At 75.7% G+C, this 13,961-nt stretch carries 12 protein-coding genes and 1 rRNA gene; 6 read left to right on the forward strand and 7 right to left on the reverse strand.

The window, feature by feature from the left end:
• Nucleotides 1-4 precede the first annotated feature (4 nt).
• The 3 genes from rrf to GTR02_RS13310 all read left to right on the forward strand — a co-directional run bounded on the left by rrf (nucleotide 5) and on the right by GTR02_RS13310 (nucleotide 2,983).
• Nucleotides 5-121, forward strand: a 5S ribosomal RNA gene (rrf, locus tag GTR02_RS13300).
• Between the two features lie 1,579 nt (nucleotides 122-1,700).
• Nucleotides 1,701-2,447, forward strand: a complete 747-nt coding sequence (locus GTR02_RS13305) for a tetratricopeptide repeat protein (protein ID WP_166607979.1) — start codon at nucleotides 1,701-1,703, stop codon at nucleotides 2,445-2,447.
• 14 nt (nucleotides 2,448-2,461) lie between these two features.
• Entirely contained in the window at nucleotides 2,462-2,983 is a 522-nt protein-coding gene (locus GTR02_RS13310; protein ID WP_166607980.1) for a DUF6912 family protein, read from the forward strand.
• A 50-nt stretch (nucleotides 2,984-3,033) separates the two neighbouring features.
• Here the strand turns inward: GTR02_RS13310 and GTR02_RS24495 are convergent, their stop codons facing one another.
• From GTR02_RS24495 to GTR02_RS24505, 3 genes are read right to left on the reverse strand one after another with little or no spacing between them, the layout of a single operon-like run.
• Nucleotides 3,034-3,528, reverse strand: coding sequence for a DUF2505 family protein (locus GTR02_RS24495; RefSeq protein ID WP_166607981.1), 495 nt, complete (start codon nucleotides 3,526-3,528; stop codon nucleotides 3,034-3,036).
• 20 nt (nucleotides 3,529-3,548) lie between these two features.
• Entirely contained in the window at nucleotides 3,549-3,881 is a 333-nt protein-coding gene (locus GTR02_RS24500; protein ID WP_166607982.1) for a hypothetical protein, read from the reverse strand.
• On the reverse strand, nucleotides 3,878-4,096 hold the full coding sequence (locus GTR02_RS24505) for a hypothetical protein (protein ID WP_166607983.1): 219 nt from the start codon (nucleotides 4,094-4,096) through the stop codon (nucleotides 3,878-3,880). The genes GTR02_RS24500 and GTR02_RS24505 overlap by 4 nt, the downstream gene beginning before the upstream one ends.
• A 102-nt stretch (nucleotides 4,097-4,198) precedes the next feature.
• Here GTR02_RS24505 and GTR02_RS13330 point away from each other — a divergent pair, with 102 nt between their 5' ends.
• Together GTR02_RS13330 and GTR02_RS13335 are read left to right on the forward strand one after the other, a co-directional pair.
• On the forward strand, nucleotides 4,199-9,118 hold the full coding sequence (locus GTR02_RS13330) for an NAD-glutamate dehydrogenase (RefSeq protein ID WP_166607984.1): 4,920 nt from the start codon (nucleotides 4,199-4,201) through the stop codon (nucleotides 9,116-9,118).
• A gap of 97 nt (nucleotides 9,119-9,215) precedes the next feature.
• On the forward strand, nucleotides 9,216-10,724 hold the full coding sequence (locus GTR02_RS13335; RefSeq protein WP_166607989.1) for a sensor histidine kinase: 1,509 nt from the start codon (nucleotides 9,216-9,218) through the stop codon (nucleotides 10,722-10,724).
• Nucleotides 10,725-10,874: 150 nt separating this feature from the next.
• Here the strand turns inward: GTR02_RS13335 and GTR02_RS13340 are convergent, their stop codons facing one another.
• On the reverse strand, nucleotides 10,875-11,123 hold the full coding sequence (locus tag GTR02_RS13340) for a WhiB family transcriptional regulator (protein WP_166607985.1): 249 nt from the start codon (nucleotides 11,121-11,123) through the stop codon (nucleotides 10,875-10,877).
• A gap of 341 nt (nucleotides 11,124-11,464) precedes the next feature.
• Between GTR02_RS13340 and GTR02_RS13345 the strand changes: the two genes are divergently transcribed.
• Nucleotides 11,465-11,863 carry a hypothetical protein gene (locus GTR02_RS13345; RefSeq protein ID WP_166607986.1) on the forward strand — a complete coding sequence of 133 codons (399 nt, stop codon included), beginning with the start codon at nucleotides 11,465-11,467 and terminating at the stop codon, nucleotides 11,861-11,863.
• 33 nt (nucleotides 11,864-11,896) lie between these two features.
• Here the strand turns inward: GTR02_RS13345 and GTR02_RS24510 are convergent, their stop codons facing one another.
• The 3 genes from GTR02_RS24510 to GTR02_RS13360 all read right to left on the reverse strand — a co-directional run.
• Nucleotides 11,897-12,973 carry a SigB/SigF/SigG family RNA polymerase sigma factor gene (locus GTR02_RS24510; RefSeq protein WP_338073797.1) on the reverse strand — a complete coding sequence of 359 codons (1,077 nt, stop codon included), beginning with the start codon at nucleotides 12,971-12,973 and terminating at the stop codon, nucleotides 11,897-11,899.
• Nucleotides 12,970-13,407: an ATP-binding protein gene (locus GTR02_RS13355; protein ID WP_166607987.1), complete on the reverse strand. Its 438-nt coding sequence runs from the start codon at nucleotides 13,405-13,407 to the stop codon at nucleotides 12,970-12,972. The genes GTR02_RS24510 and GTR02_RS13355 overlap by 4 nt, the downstream gene beginning before the upstream one ends.
• Before the next feature lie 153 nt (nucleotides 13,408-13,560).
• The coding region (locus tag GTR02_RS13360) for a GNAT family N-acetyltransferase (protein WP_166607988.1) at nucleotides 13,561-13,961 on the reverse strand (401 nt) is incomplete at its 5' end.

Genomic DNA, 13,961 nt, shown 5'->3' on the forward strand with positions numbered 1-13,961 from the left:
GTGGTCCGGTGGTCATAGCGGTGGGGAAACGCCCGGTCTCATTCCGAACCCGGAAGCTAAGCCTGCCAGCGCCGATGGTACTGCTCGGGAGACTGAGTGGGAGAGTAGGACACCGCCGGACCGCTCAGTTCTGTGAGGTGGGGAGTCGGTCTTCTCTACGGAGGAGACCGGCTCCCCACACTCATGTCCGGACTCCGTGAGAGTCTTCGGTGTCGTCGCGCGGTGTCGCGGTGACGCCTCCATCTGAACAGTGACGACGAGGATCTCCCAGGGCGTGCCCGTGGGAGTGACGGGAGCACGACATGGCCGAACGAGAGTCGCAAGACCGCAACCGCAACGACCAGGGGTCGGGTGCGCGGAGCGGACCGAACCGTTCGCGCGGCAACGACTCCCGTGGTGGGGCGGGCGGTGGCTCCTCTCGTGGGGCTGGCGGCTCTGCTCCTCGTCGTGACAGTCCTTCGGGCCGCCCGTACAGCGGGGGTCCGCGCCGAGAGTCGGCCGACCGTGCTCTGCAGCGCGACGGTCGCAGCGACCGCCCCGCGTCCCCCGCGCCCTGGCGCGAGCGCACCGACAGCGCCACCCGCTCGTCGGGTGCCGGCGGTGACGGTCGTCCCAGCGGTGCCACTCGGGATGCAGCCGGTGGTCGCCCCGCCCGTCGCAACGACTCCACTGTCGCCGGTCGCGCGTTCAACGAGCGGGACGGTCAGCGCTCCGCCGGTCACCAGGGCTCCCGCTCGGGCGCCTCGCGCCCTGCGACCGGTGGCCGCGACGACCGTGGGCAGGGGGGGCAGCGCGGCTGGCCGTCCCGTGACGGCAGTGGTGGCCGACCTTCCGGTGCCCCGCGCGCCGACCGTCCCTCCAGTGACCGTCCTGTGCGCAGCGACCGTCCGTGGGAGAACCGCGGCGGTTCGGACCGTCCCCGCACCGACCGTCCCCGCACGGAGCGTCCGTCCAGCGACCGTCCGCGCACGGATCGTCCGTGGGAGAACCGCGGTGGCTCGGACCGTCCCCGCACCGAGCGTCCGTCGAGCGACCGTCCGCGCACGGATCGGCCGTGGGAGAACCGCGGTGGGTCCGACCGTCCCCGCACGGAGCGTCCGTCGAGCGACCGTCCGCGCACGGATCGGCCGTGGGAGAACCGCAGCGGCGCGGACCGTCCCCGCACGGAGCGTCCGTCGAGCGACCGTCCGCGGACCGATCGTCCGTGGGAGAACCGCGGTGGGTCCGACCGTCCCCGCACGGAGCGTCCGTCCAGCGACCGACCGCGTACGGATCGGCCGTGGGAGAACCGCGGTGGGTCCGACCGTCCCCGCACGGAGCGTCCGTCGAGCGACCGTCCGCGCACGGATCGGCCGTGGGAGAACCGCGGCGGGTCCGACCGTCCCCGCACCGAGCGCTCCTCGAGCGACCGTCCGCGCACGGATCGGCTGTGGGAGAACCGCGGCGGGTCCGACCGTCCCCGCACCGACCGTCCCCGCACCGACCGTCCCCGCACGGAGCGTCCGCGCACCGAGCGTCCGTCCAGCGACCGTCCGCGCGGCGGCGAGCGGGGCTCGGCTCCGCGGGGCGGGACCGCCCGCCCGTGGGAGCGTTCCGCGGGCGCGGACCGCCGGGAGGACCGGGCGCCGCGGCACCGGGTCGAGCGGCCGGCCGGCCCAGAGCTGCCCGAGGACGTCACCGGTCGGGAGCTGGCCCCCGACGTGCGCCGCGCGCTGCAGGGCCTGTCGCCGGAGAACGCCAACCTCGTCGCACGGCACCTCGTCATGAGCGGCCGTCTCGTCGACGTCGACGCCGAGGCGGCGTGGCAGCACGCGCTCGCCGCGCAGCGCCGCGGCGGTCGCGTCGCCGCGGTGCGGGAGGCCGCCGCCATCAGCGCCTACCGCGCCGGGCACTTCCGCGAGGCGCTGGCCGAGCTGCGCACGGCGCGGCGGATGACGGGCGACGACAGCTACCTGCCCCTCATGGCGGACAGCGAGCGCGGACTCGGGCGCCCCGAGCGGGCCCTCGACCTCGCGTCCTCGCCCGAGGCGCGTCGCCTCGACGAGGCGGGGCGCGTCGAGATGCTCATCGTCACCGCCGGTGCGCGGCACGACCTCGGCCAGCACGAGGCGGCCGTCGTCGCGCTGCAGGTGCCCCAGCTGCACACCGACAGCCGCGCCCCGTGGCGTGCTCGCCTCTGGTACGCCTACGCCGACGCGCTGGAGTCCGTCGGGCGCCTCGACGAGGCCCGCACCTGGCTCGAGCGCGCGGCGGACGCTGACCCCGAGGGCGAGACCGACGCCATGGAGCGGCTCGAGGAGCTCGACGGCCTGGTCCTCACGCTCGATGAGGACGGCTTCGACGACGAGCCCGAGGAGGCCGAGGACGCGCCCGCGCCCGCCGACGAGGTGGCCTCCGACGAGCACGCCTCCCACGAGCCGGCCTCCGACGCCGACCCGACGACCTGAGCGGGGAGGCGATCGTGCGCGTGTACTGGCCGACGACCCTCGGAGCCCTCGCGGCGCTGCGGGGGGACGTCCTGGCGAGCGGCCCGGTGTCCGTGCACTCGGTGACGCCGGCGCTGCGCGACTACTACGCCGACGCCGACCCGCGGGACCTCGAGGAGGAGCTCGAGTTCATCGCCATGACCGACGCGGCGGAGGAGTCCCTGCGACTCGTCGCCGCGTCGGGCGGGCCGGCCCGGCGTGTGGTCCTCGCGCTCGAGGTGCCGGAGCGCGGCGGACCGGGACCCGAGCGCCGGGCCTGGACGGGGCCGGACCGCTCCCGCCTGGAGCTGCCCGGCGACCTGCTCCTGACGCAGCTCGTGAGCATCCACGTGGACGCGGAGGAGGCGGAGGCCGACGTCCGGGCGGCCGTCTCGGCGCTGCCGGCGGCGGACGCGGGCGACGAGGACGCCCGGTTCACGGTCGAGTCCGTCGAGGGCCACGACCTGCTCTGGTACGACCAGAGCGAGCTGTCGCTGCTCGTCGCCGTCGGCGGCTGAGCCGAGGCGGCTGAGGCGTCCCCGCCGCGGACGCCCCAGCCGCGGGCGCCTCAGCCGCGGGCGAGCCAGGTGCGGGCGAGCTCCGCCTCCGACCGGACCATCGACGTCACGATCGGGCCGAGAACCTTCTCGATGCTGGCGCCCACGAGCGGGACCTTCGCCCGCAGGGTCCCGTCGAGCACGTGGGTGCAGCCGCCGGCGGTGGGCCGCAACGTCATGGTGCCCTCGAACGTCACCGGAACGCCGCGGACGGTGAGTGAGGCGGTCCCGTTGCGGCTGCCGTCGGTGGCCGGCGCGGACCACCGCTCCACCTGCTCGACGACGACCGTGCTGCCGACGAAGCGCCGCGCGGTCTCCGGCATCGGGCCCGTGCTGATGGTGCGGCTGCTGACGACGCGCGTCGTGCCGTCGACCTCCTGCACCTCCGCGTCGTGCTCGAGCGCACCCGACGCGGTGGCCCGCGCCCGTGCGAACTCCGGGTCGCGCATGACCGCGAACAGCTCTTGCGGCGTGGCGCCGTACTGCGTCTCCTCGTGGATCTGCACCCCTGGTCCTCCCTGTGGCGTCAGCGCGCGGCGAGCGCGCCCGCCAGTGTCCCGAGCGGGTCGCGCAGCCTCTCGGCCAGGGTGGCCTCGACGGCGTCCGCGGCCGCGTGCCGCCCCGGCCCCAGCGGCAGGCCGCGCAGCTCCTCCGCCGCGCTCGCCGCGGCGTCCGCGGCCGCCCGCAGTGCGGCGCCGACCGCCCGCGCGTGCGGGCCGAAGGCCTCGTCGACGTCCAGGGAGCCCGCCGCACCGGCCGCCCGCTCGGCGGCGGCGGCCGCCGCGTGCAGGGCCGCGGCCAGCGCCGAGAGGCCCGCGGTGTCGCCCGCACCGCCACCGCGCAGGTCCACGACGCTCACGGGCGCGGCCGGTCCGCGGGCAGCCGGGCGGCCAGCGCCGCCAGCGCCTGCTGCGCGTCGACCCGCAGGTCGACGAGGGCGTCGGCCGTGCCGGGCCGCCGCGCGTCCGCGTGGGTGCCGGCCACCTGCTCACCCGCGGCGAGCAGCTCCGCGCGCAGCCGCGCGGCCGTGCCGTGCGCGTGCGCGTCCTCGGCGTCGGGGCGGGGGTGCGGCACGACGCCAACCCTAGGACCGCCGGGCCTCCGCGTCCCCCGGTCGGCGGCGCCGGACGGGCTAGTGTCGTCAGGGCAACCCACCGGCCACTCCCGGAGCACCCGATGCCGACGTCCACGTCCCCCGTCCGACCCCTCATGCGCTCGGCGAGCGCTGCGCGCGGTCCCGGTTGGGGGGAGGAGCTCCCGGAGGCGCTGCAGACCGGCACGGCCGCGGAGCGGCTGCTGCTCGACTACTTCGCGCACACCGCGGTCGAGGACCTCGCCGACCGTGATCCGGCCGACCTCGCGGCGGCGGTGGCGTCCCACGTCGTGGCGGGGCGGCGCCGGCGGCCGGGGACCACGCTCGTGCGCGCCGTGGCGGGGGAGGCGTCGGGAGCGGGCGGGAGTCGTTCGACGCTCGAGGTCGTCACCGACGACATGCCGTTCCTCGTCGACAGCCTGACGGCCGCGCTGACCCGCGGCGGTCACGCCATCCACCTCCTCGTGCACCCCCGGCTCGCGGCGCGCCGCACGGACGAGGGCGTCCTGCTCGACCTGCACGACGTCGACACGGCCGCGCCGAGCGACCTGGCCGAGTCCTGGATCCGCATCGAGGTGGACCGCGAGGGCGGCCCCGACTTCCTCGAGGCCCTCGTGGCCGAGCTGACCTCGGTGCTGGACGACGTCCGGGCCGCCGTGCGGGGCTGGCACCCCATGCGCGCCAAGGCGCTGCAGATCGCCGACGAGCTGCAGGTCGACCCGCCGGCCGGGGTCGGCGAGGACGAGCTGCGCACCGCCGAGCGGTTCCTGCGCTGGATGGCCGACGACCGGTTCACGTTCCTCGGCTACCGCGAGTACGACCTGCGCGCCGAGGGCGATGACGTCGTGCTGGCGGCGCGACCGGAGACGGGTCTCGGCGTCCTCGCCGAGCGACCGGGGCGGACGTCGGGCCGCGTGCGCCCGCTCTCGGGACCGGTGCGGGAGAAGGCGAGCGAACCCCAGGTCCTGCTCGTCACCAAGGCCAACGCGCGCGCGACCGTGCACCGGCCCTCGTTCCTCGACTACGTCGGCGTCAAGACGTTCGACGACGCGGGACGGGTCACGGGCGAGCGCCGCTTCCTCGGGCTGTTCACCTCCAACGCCTACTCCGAGAGCGTCCGGCGCGTGCCCGTGGTGGCCGAGAAGGTCGCGGAGGTGCTGCGGCGCGCCGGGTTCGGCTCGGGCGGGCACTCGGCCAAGGACCTGCTGAGCATCCTCGAGTGGTTCCCGCGCGACGAGCTGCTGCAGGCCGGGGTCGACTCGATCCTCGACACCGCGATGGCCGTCCTGCGCCTGCAGGAGCGGCGCCGGACGCGGTTGTTCCTGCGGCAGGACGCCTACCGGCGCTTCATGTCCTGCCTGGTGTTCCTGCCGCGCGACCGGTACTCCACGCGCGTCGGTGCAGGGGTCGAGGCGCTGCTGCGCGACGCGTTCGACGGCGGCTCCGTCGAGAGCACCCTGGCCGTCACGGAGAGCGTCCTGGCGCGGCTGCACGTCGTGGTGCGGGCCCGCCCGGGGGAGGAGCTGACCGACGTCGACGCGGCCGCCCTGGAGGCCCGCGTCGCCGACGCCGTCCGCAGCTGGGACGACGACCTGCTCGACGCGGCGCGCGAGCAGCTGGGCGCCGACGCGGGCGCCGCGCTGGTGCGGCGCTGGGCGCGCGGCGTGCCCGGCAGCTACCGGGCCGACGTCGGCGCCGCGGTCGCGGTGGGCGACCTCGTGCGCGTCGAGGAGCTGCTCGCCCAGGTGGACTCCTCGGGCGACCCGCTCGCCGACCCGCCTCCCGTCCTCGCCCTGCGCGACGCGCCCGACGGCGAGCCCCGCACCTGGCGGCTGGCCTCCTACCGCACGAGCCCCGTGACCCTGAGCGCGGTCCTGCCCGTGCTGGCCGACCTGGGTGTGGAGGTGACGGACGAGCGGCCGCACGTCGTGCAGCGCGAGGACGGCCGCCGGGTCTGGATCTACGACGTCGGCCTCCGGCTGCCCGTCGACGTCTGGCAGCTCGACGCCGACCCGGCGGCCGCGCGGGCCCGCTTCTCCGAGGCCTTCGCCGCGGCGTGGACGCAGGCGGCCGAGAGCGACAGCCTGGCCCGCCTCGTCCTCGCGGGGCAGCTGACCTGGCGCCAGGTCGCGGTGCTGCGCGCCCTGACCCGCTACCTGCGGCAGGTGGGGCTCGCCTACTCCGTGGACTACGTGTCCGGCTGCCTGCTGGGCGACGTCGCGCTGACCCGGCTCCTGGTGCGGCTGTTCGAGGCCCGCTTCGCGCCGACGCGGGCCGGGCACGAGTCCGAGCGCGCCGAGACCGTGGACGCGCTCGTGGAGGAGACGCGCGGCGCGCTGGACGCCGTGGAGGGCCTGGACGCCGACCGCATCCTGCGGGCCCTGCTGTCGGTGGTGCTGTCGGTCGTGCGCACCAACGCCTACCAGCGCGACGCGGACGGGCGGCCGCACCCGCACCTGTCGTTCAAGCTCGACCCCCGCGGCGTCGCGGGCATGCCGGACCCGGCGCCGCACGCCGAGGTGTGGGTGTACTCCCCCCGCGTGGAGGGCGTCCACCTGCGCTACGGCGAGGTCGCGCGCGGCGGGCTGCGCTGGTCGGACCGCCGGGAGGACTTCCGCACCGAGGTGCTCGGCCTGGTCAAGGCCCAGATCGTCAAGAACGCCGTCATCGTGCCCACCGGCGCCAAGGGGGGTTTCGTCGCCAAGCGGCTGCCCGACCCGGCCGTGGACCGCGACGCCTGGTGGGCCGAGGGGATCGCGAGCTACCGGACGTTCATCTCGGGCCTGCTCGACGTCACCGACGACCTGCGCACCGAGGGCGGCACGCAGGTCACCGTCCCGCCGCGCGACGTCGTGCGCTACGACGGCGACGACGCCTACCTGGTGGTGGCCGCCGACAAGGGCACGGCCTCGTTCTCCGACATCGCCAACGAGATCGCCGTCTCGCGCGGGTTCTGGCTCGGTGACGCGTTCGCGTCGGGCGGTTCGGTGGGCTACGACCACAAGGCCATGGGCATCACGGCCCGCGGGGCGTGGGAGAGCGTGCGGCGGCACTTCCGGGAACTCGGTCACGACGTCCAGACCGAGCCCACGACGGTCGTGGGCGTGGGCGACATGAGCGGTGACGTGTTCGGCAACGGGATGCTGCTCTCGCAGCAGGTCCGCCTCGTGGCGGCGTTCGACCACCGCCACGTGTTCCTCGACCCGGACCCCGATCCCGTTGCCGCGCACGCGGAGCGGGAGCGCCTGTTCCGGCTCCCGCGCTCCTCGTGGAACGACTACGACGCCTCGCTGATCTCGCCCGGGGGTGGGGTGCACCCCCGCACCGCGAAGTCGATCCCCGTGAGCGCGCAGGCGGCGGCCCGCCTGGGGCTGCCCGGCCCGGCCGCCCTCAGCCCCGTCGACCTCGTCCAGGCGATCCTGCGCGCGCCCGTGGACCTGTTCTGGAACGGCGGCATCGGCACGTACGTCAAGGCCTCCACCGAGTCGCACGCCGACGTCGGGGACAAGGCCAACGACCCCGTGCGCATCGACGGCGGGGAGCTGCGCGTCCGCGTCGTGGGCGAGGGCGGGAACCTCGGGCTGACGCAGCGCGGCCGCATCGAGGCCGCGCTGGCCGGGGTCAAGCTCAACACCGACGCCATCGACAACTCCGCGGGCGTGGACTGCAGCGACCACGAGGTCAACATCAAGATCCTCCTGGACCACCTCGTGTCCCAGGGGCACCTCGACGCGGCCGACCGCGACGCGACGCTGCTGCGGATGACCGACGAGGTCGGCCGGCACGTCCTGCGGGACAACTACGAGCAGAACGTCATGCTCTCGGTCGAGGGGACCTTCGCCGTCGGCCTGCTCCCCGCGCACCGCCGCTTCCTCGAGGCGCTGCAGGCCACCGGTCAGCTCGACCGGCGGCTGGAGGCGCTGCCGTCGTCCGCCGAGCTGGACCGCCGCAGCCGCGAGGGCCGGGGCCTGACGATGCCGGAGCTGTCCGTCCTCGCCGCCTACGCCAAGATCTCGCTGGGTTCGGCCCTGCTGGCCAGCGGCCTGCCCGACGAGCCGTGGATGGCGCAGACGCTGCGCAGCTACTTCCCCGCCGAGCTCGCCGACCGCTTCGGCGAGCGCTTCGTCGAGCACCCGCTGCGCCGCGAGATCGCGACGACCGTCGTGGTCAACCACGTCGTCGGCGTCGGCGGCCTGACGTTCGCCTTCCGCGCCGCCGAGGAGACGGGCAGCGACCTCGCCGACGTGGTCCGCGCGTTCGCGGTCACCCTCGCGGTGTTCGGCCTGCCCGAGCGCGCCGCGGCCGTGGAGGCCCTCGACGGTCGCGTCCCCGCGGAGGTGCAGTCGGGGCTGCGCCAGCAGCACCAGCGCCTGCTCGACCGCGGTGTGCGCTGGTTCCTGCACGCCCGGCCCGAGGGGATCGACGTGCCGGCCGAGGTGGAGCGGTTCGCGGCGGTCGTGGCGGACCTCGCCCCGGCGGTGCCGGACCTGGCCGTCGGGGTCGACCGCGACGTCGTGCTGCGCGACGCGGCCGAGTACGAGGCGCAGGGCGTCGGTGGCGACGAGGCGCTGCGCACGGCGGCCCTGCTCTCGGTCTACCCCCTGCTCGACGTCGCGGAGGTCGCGGCCGCGAGCGGGTGGGCGCCGGCCGACGTCGCCGCGACCTGGTTCACGATCTCGGAGCGGTACGGGATCGACGCGCTGCTGACGAACATCACCCGGCTCGAGCGCGCCGACCGCTGGCAGGCGCTGGCCCGCGCCGCCCTGCGCGACGACCTGTACTCGGCGCTGCGGGACCTCACCGCGGCCGTGCACGCCCACGCGGACGGCGGCGGGGCGGGCTGGGACGCCCCGGCGGCCGTGAGCGCGTGGGAGGAGGCGCACGCCCCGGCCGTGCGCCGCGCGCGGGCCACGATGCAGGAGATCGAGGCGGCCGACCGCGCCGACCTCGCGTCGCTGTCGGTCGGCCTGCGGGTCCTGCGGACGGTGCTGCGGACCGGCTGACGCCCCGCCCGCCCGCCGCTGCCGGCCGCCGCGGAGGGGGGACACCCGTGTCGTCCGGGCCACCGGGTGCGGCCCGTAGTCTCTCCGGGTGCCCACCATGGCTGACCTGCTGCACTCGGAGACCCGCACGGGTGCCCCCGAGGCGGAGTGGCTGCGCCTGCTGGTGGGCGACTGGCAGCTGATCTCCGACCTGTCCTTCGCCGACCTCGTGCTGTGGGTGCCGTCGGCGGACCGCCAGCACTTCGTCGCGGTCGCCCACTGCCGGCCGACGACGGGCCCGACGGTGCACTACGACGACGTGGTCGGCGCCGTCCTCGAGCGCGGCCGCCGCGCGCAGGTGGACACGACGTTCGACGAGGCGCGGAGCCTGCGCGGGCGGGACCCCGAGTGGGACGACGACGTCCCCGTCCGCGAGGAGACCATCCCCGTGGTGCGAGAGGGCGTCGTGCTCGGCGTGCTCGCCCGCCACACCAACCTCGCGACGTCGCGCACGCCCAGCCGCCTCGAGCTGAACTACGTGAAGTGCGCCGACGACCTGACGCGGATGATCGCGGCCGGCGACTTCCCGCAGGTCGCGGCACCCACGGGTCCGCGCCGGGGCGCCCCGCGCGTGGGGGACGGCATGCTGCGCCTGGACGCCGAGGGGATCGTCACCTACGCGAGCCCCAACGCGCTGTCCGCGTTCCACCGCGCGGGCCTCATCGGCGAGCTCGTCGGCGCGAACCTGGCCGAGGTGTCGTCCAGCCTCGCGGCGAGCCACCTGCCCGTCGACGAGTCGCTGCCCCTGGTCGTCACCGGCCGCGCGCCGTGGCGCACCGACCTCGAGACCGACGCCGCGACGCTGTCCATGCGGGCGATCCCGCTGACGCGGCGCGAGGCCGGCGGCCCGCCCGTGCGGGTCGCCGCCCTGCTGCTCGTGCGTGACGTCTCCGAGCTGCGCCGTCGCGAGCGCGAGCTCATGACGAAGGACGCCACGATCCGCGAGGTCCACCACCGGGTGAAGAACAACCTGCAGACGGTCGCGGCCCTGCTGCGCCTGCAGGCCCGCCGGATCGAGTCCCCCGAGGGCCGCTCCGCGCTGCAGGAGGCGATGCGCCGCGTCGCCACCATCGCCCTGGTGCACGAGACGCTCTCGCAGGGCATCGACGAGCACGTCGACTTCGACCAGGTGCTCGACCGCTGCCTCATGCTGGCGGCCGAGGTCGCGATGTCGAACTCGGAGCGCGTGCGCACGGTGCGGGAGGGGCGGTTCGGGGAGCTGCGCCAGGAGGACGCGACCGCGCTCGCCCTCGTCCTCACGGAGCTCGTGACCAACGCGGTGGAGCACGGCTTCGGCGGCGGCCGGGCGGGGACCGTCGTCGTGCGCGTCGAGCACCCCGAGGAGGACCGGCTCGAGGTCGTCGTCAGCGACGACGGCGTGGGACTGCCGGAGGACTTCCAGGCGGGGAGCTCAGGGCTGGGGACGCAGATCGTTCGGTCGCTGGTCGCGGGCGAGCTGCGTGGCCGGATGGACTTCGGGGCCAGTTCCACGGGAGGCACGGAGGTCCGGCTGGACCTGCGGGTGCGCCGCGGTCCGGCCTCCATCGGCAGCGTCCGCAGCCCGTGACGACGGGGACCTGCCCGGACGCACCGATCGCCCCGACCCGCGCGGCGGGTGGGGCGATCGGATCGTGCGCTGGAGCTGTCGCACCGGTGCTGCAGTGGAGAGGGTGCGGTGCAGGAGTGCTGCCCCGCAGCGCTTCTCAGCCGCGAGGAGTCAGCTGGCGCGGCGGGCGCGGGCGGCGCGGCGCTTGAGGGCGCGACGCTCGTCCTCGGACATGCCGCCCCAGACGCCGGCGTCCTGGCCGGTCTCCAGGGCCCACTTAAGGCAGGAGTCGATGACGTCGCAGCGGCGGCAGACGGCCTTCGCCTCTTCGATCTGCAGGATGGCCGGCCCGGTGTTCCCGATCGGGAAGAACAGCTCGGGGTCTTCGTCGAGGCAGGCGGAACGGTGACGCCAGTCCATGGGGTGTTCACTCCTTCTAGCGGTAGCGGTCTCAGTACGCATGACGGACCCGCGGGGACAGGACCGTCACACAGATCCCTGAGCACCGGCATCGCCGGCGGTGCCGGGACGCACGTGCACAGGATGGGATGCCCAGTTCCTGGGGGTGACGTGCGTCGGGGATCGCGTCGCACCCAGGGTCACACTCTCAAGCGCGTCCCACAAGGGGTGGCTCACGCCTGTTCGTGGGGAGATCGTGTCGGGTTCGTCACATGGACGTAACACGCAGGACCCCTCCCGGCAATCCCGCTGTCGGCCCCCGGTCGGGGGACAGACGCTGGTCGACGTCGTACGGTGGCTCCGTGTCGACCAAGCCTGGGGCCTCGGGCCGCCGTCCGCCACTGCTGGTAGCCGTCGCGGTCCTGGTCGGCCTCGAGGCGCTGCTCCTCGTGGCCGCTGCGGCCTACGAGGCCCGCGGGCTGCTGACCGGCGCGCAGGCCGTCGATCCCGTCGCGGCCGGCGTGCTCGCGGCGATGGCGTTGCTGTTCGCCGCCGCGCTCGCCTTCTGCGCGCGCGGTCTGTTGCAGGGCGCGGCCTGGGCCCGGTCACCGGTCCTGGTCTGGCAGCTGCTCCAGTTGGCCGCGGGGTTGCCCGCCTTCAGCGGAGGCAGCGCCTGGCTCGGAGTGGTCATCGGCCTGCCCCCCGTGCTCGTCCTCGTCGGGCTCTTCCTGCGACCCGTCGCGGCGGCCACCTCCCGCTGAGGGCGGCCGGTCCGCGCGGGCGGCGGGGCCGGGTCAGCCGTCCTCGTCGCCCAGCGCCTCGCGCAGCTCGACCAGCGTCCGGGCCAGCAGGCGGGACACGTGCATCTGGGAGATGCCGACCTCCGCCGCGATCTGCGCCTGCGACATGCCGCGCACGAACCGCAGCGCGAGGATGCGCCGCTCGCGCGGCGCGAGGGCCGCGAGCAGCGGGCGCAGCGCCTCGCGGTTCTCCACGTTCAGCAGCCGCTCGTCCAGGCTGCCCAGCGACGCGACGGGCGAGGTCGGTGACCCCGTGTCCAGCGGCAGCGTCGTGTACGCGTTCGCCGACTCCAGCACCTCCACGACCTCGTCGGTCTCGCGGCCCGTGCGGGCCGCCAGCTCCGCGACGGTGGGCGCACGGCCCAGCTCGTGCGTCAGCGCCTCGCGCGCGTCGGCCAGCGAGCGGCCCGCCTCCTGCCAGCGGCGCGGGACCCGCATCGCCCAGCCGCGGTCGCGGAAGTGCCGCTTGATCTCGCCGAGCATCGTGGGTACCGCGTAGGCGCCGAAGGGGACGCCGCGCCCCGGGTCGAAGCGGTCGACGGCCTTCAGCAGCCCGATCGTCGCGACCTGCACGAGGTCGTCGTGGGGCTCGCCCCGGCCGAGGAACCGCGCCGCGAGGTGCTCGGCGAGCGGCAGGTGCCGGTGCACCAGCTCCTCGCGCAGGGCCCGCCGCTGCGGGGCGTCCTCCGGCAGCGCCGCGAAGCGCGCGTGCAGCCGCGCCAGCTCGTCGTCGTCCTGGCCCGCGTCGTCGTCCTGGCCCGCGTCGTCGTCCTGGTCCGCGGGCCCCGGGGACCGCTGCGCCGCAACGGCTCCGCGTGTTCCCGCAGTCGGTGCGAGCTCGGTCGGTGCGGGGTCGGTCGGTGCGGGGTCGGTCGGTGTGGGATCGGTCGGTGCGGGGTCGGTCGGTGGGGGACCGGTTGGCGCGGGGTCGGTCGACGCAGGTGGCCCTGCGGACTCGTGGGCCCCGGAGGCCTGCCGCCCCACGGACGGCTCGCCGGGCGCCGACTGCTCCTCGTGCTGCGGGCCGGCCCCCTCACCGTCGGGTGCGGCGCGCGCCGTGGCGGCGTTCACCGGCCCCCCGCGGAGGTCCCCGTCGTCGTCCCGGCGGCGCGGGTGTGACGCAGCACGATCCACGCGCCCTCGGAGGACGTGCCGGTGAAGACCTCGCCCACCAGCGCCTCCAGCACCGCCCACGCGAAGCTCGACCGCTCGGGCAGCTCCCGGGCGGGACCGCGGACCTCCACCTCGAGGCTGCCGTGCCCGAGGCGGAAGGTCGCGACGAGGTCCTGGTCCGTCGTCGCGGGGTCCAGCAGGAGCGTGCAGGCCTCGTCGACCGCGATCCGCAGGTCCTCGATCTCGTCGAGGGTGAGGTCGAGGCGGGCGGCCAGCCCGGCGCTCGCGGTGCGCACGACGGTCAGGTACGCCGGGTCCGCCGGGACGCGCAGCTCCACCAGGTCGGTGCCGGCCTCGGTGTGCGCGGCTCCGTGGGCGAGGGGGGTCGACACGTCAGCGTCCTCTCGGGTCCTCCGGCGCGTCCGGGCCGGCTGGGGTGGTCGTGCGTCGATGGTGCTGCCACCACCTTTGCAGATGCACAGCGTCCGCCGCGCGTGACGGTCCGTCACGAGCCGCCGTGGCCGGGGCCCGGGGCGGACCGTGGGTCAGCCGGCGGACACGGCCTCGAGGCCGGGCCCGTCCAGGCGCCACACCGTCCACTCGTCCTGCGGCTGCGCCCCCAGCGACCGGTAGAACGCGTGCGCCGCGGAGTTCCAGTCCAGCACCCACCACTCCAGCCTCCCGAAGCCCCGCTGCTCGCACCGCCGGCCCAGCTCGGCGAAGAAGGCGCGGCCGATGCCCAGGCGGCGGTGCTCCGGGCGGACGAAGAGGTCCTCCAGCCACATGCCCGCCCGGCCCTGCCACGTCGAGAAGGTGGTGTACCACAACGCCATCCCGGCCACCTCCACCCCGCCGGGGGCGTCCACCTCGGCCAGCAGGCACCCCACGCCCGTCCCCGCCGCGAGGGCCCGTTCGAAGTCCTCGGCCGTGGCCGTCGCGGCGGGGA

The organism is Kineococcus siccus (assembly GCF_009906795.1).
Classification (GTDB): Bacteria; Actinomycetota; Actinomycetes; order Actinomycetales; family Kineococcaceae; genus Kineococcus; species Kineococcus siccus.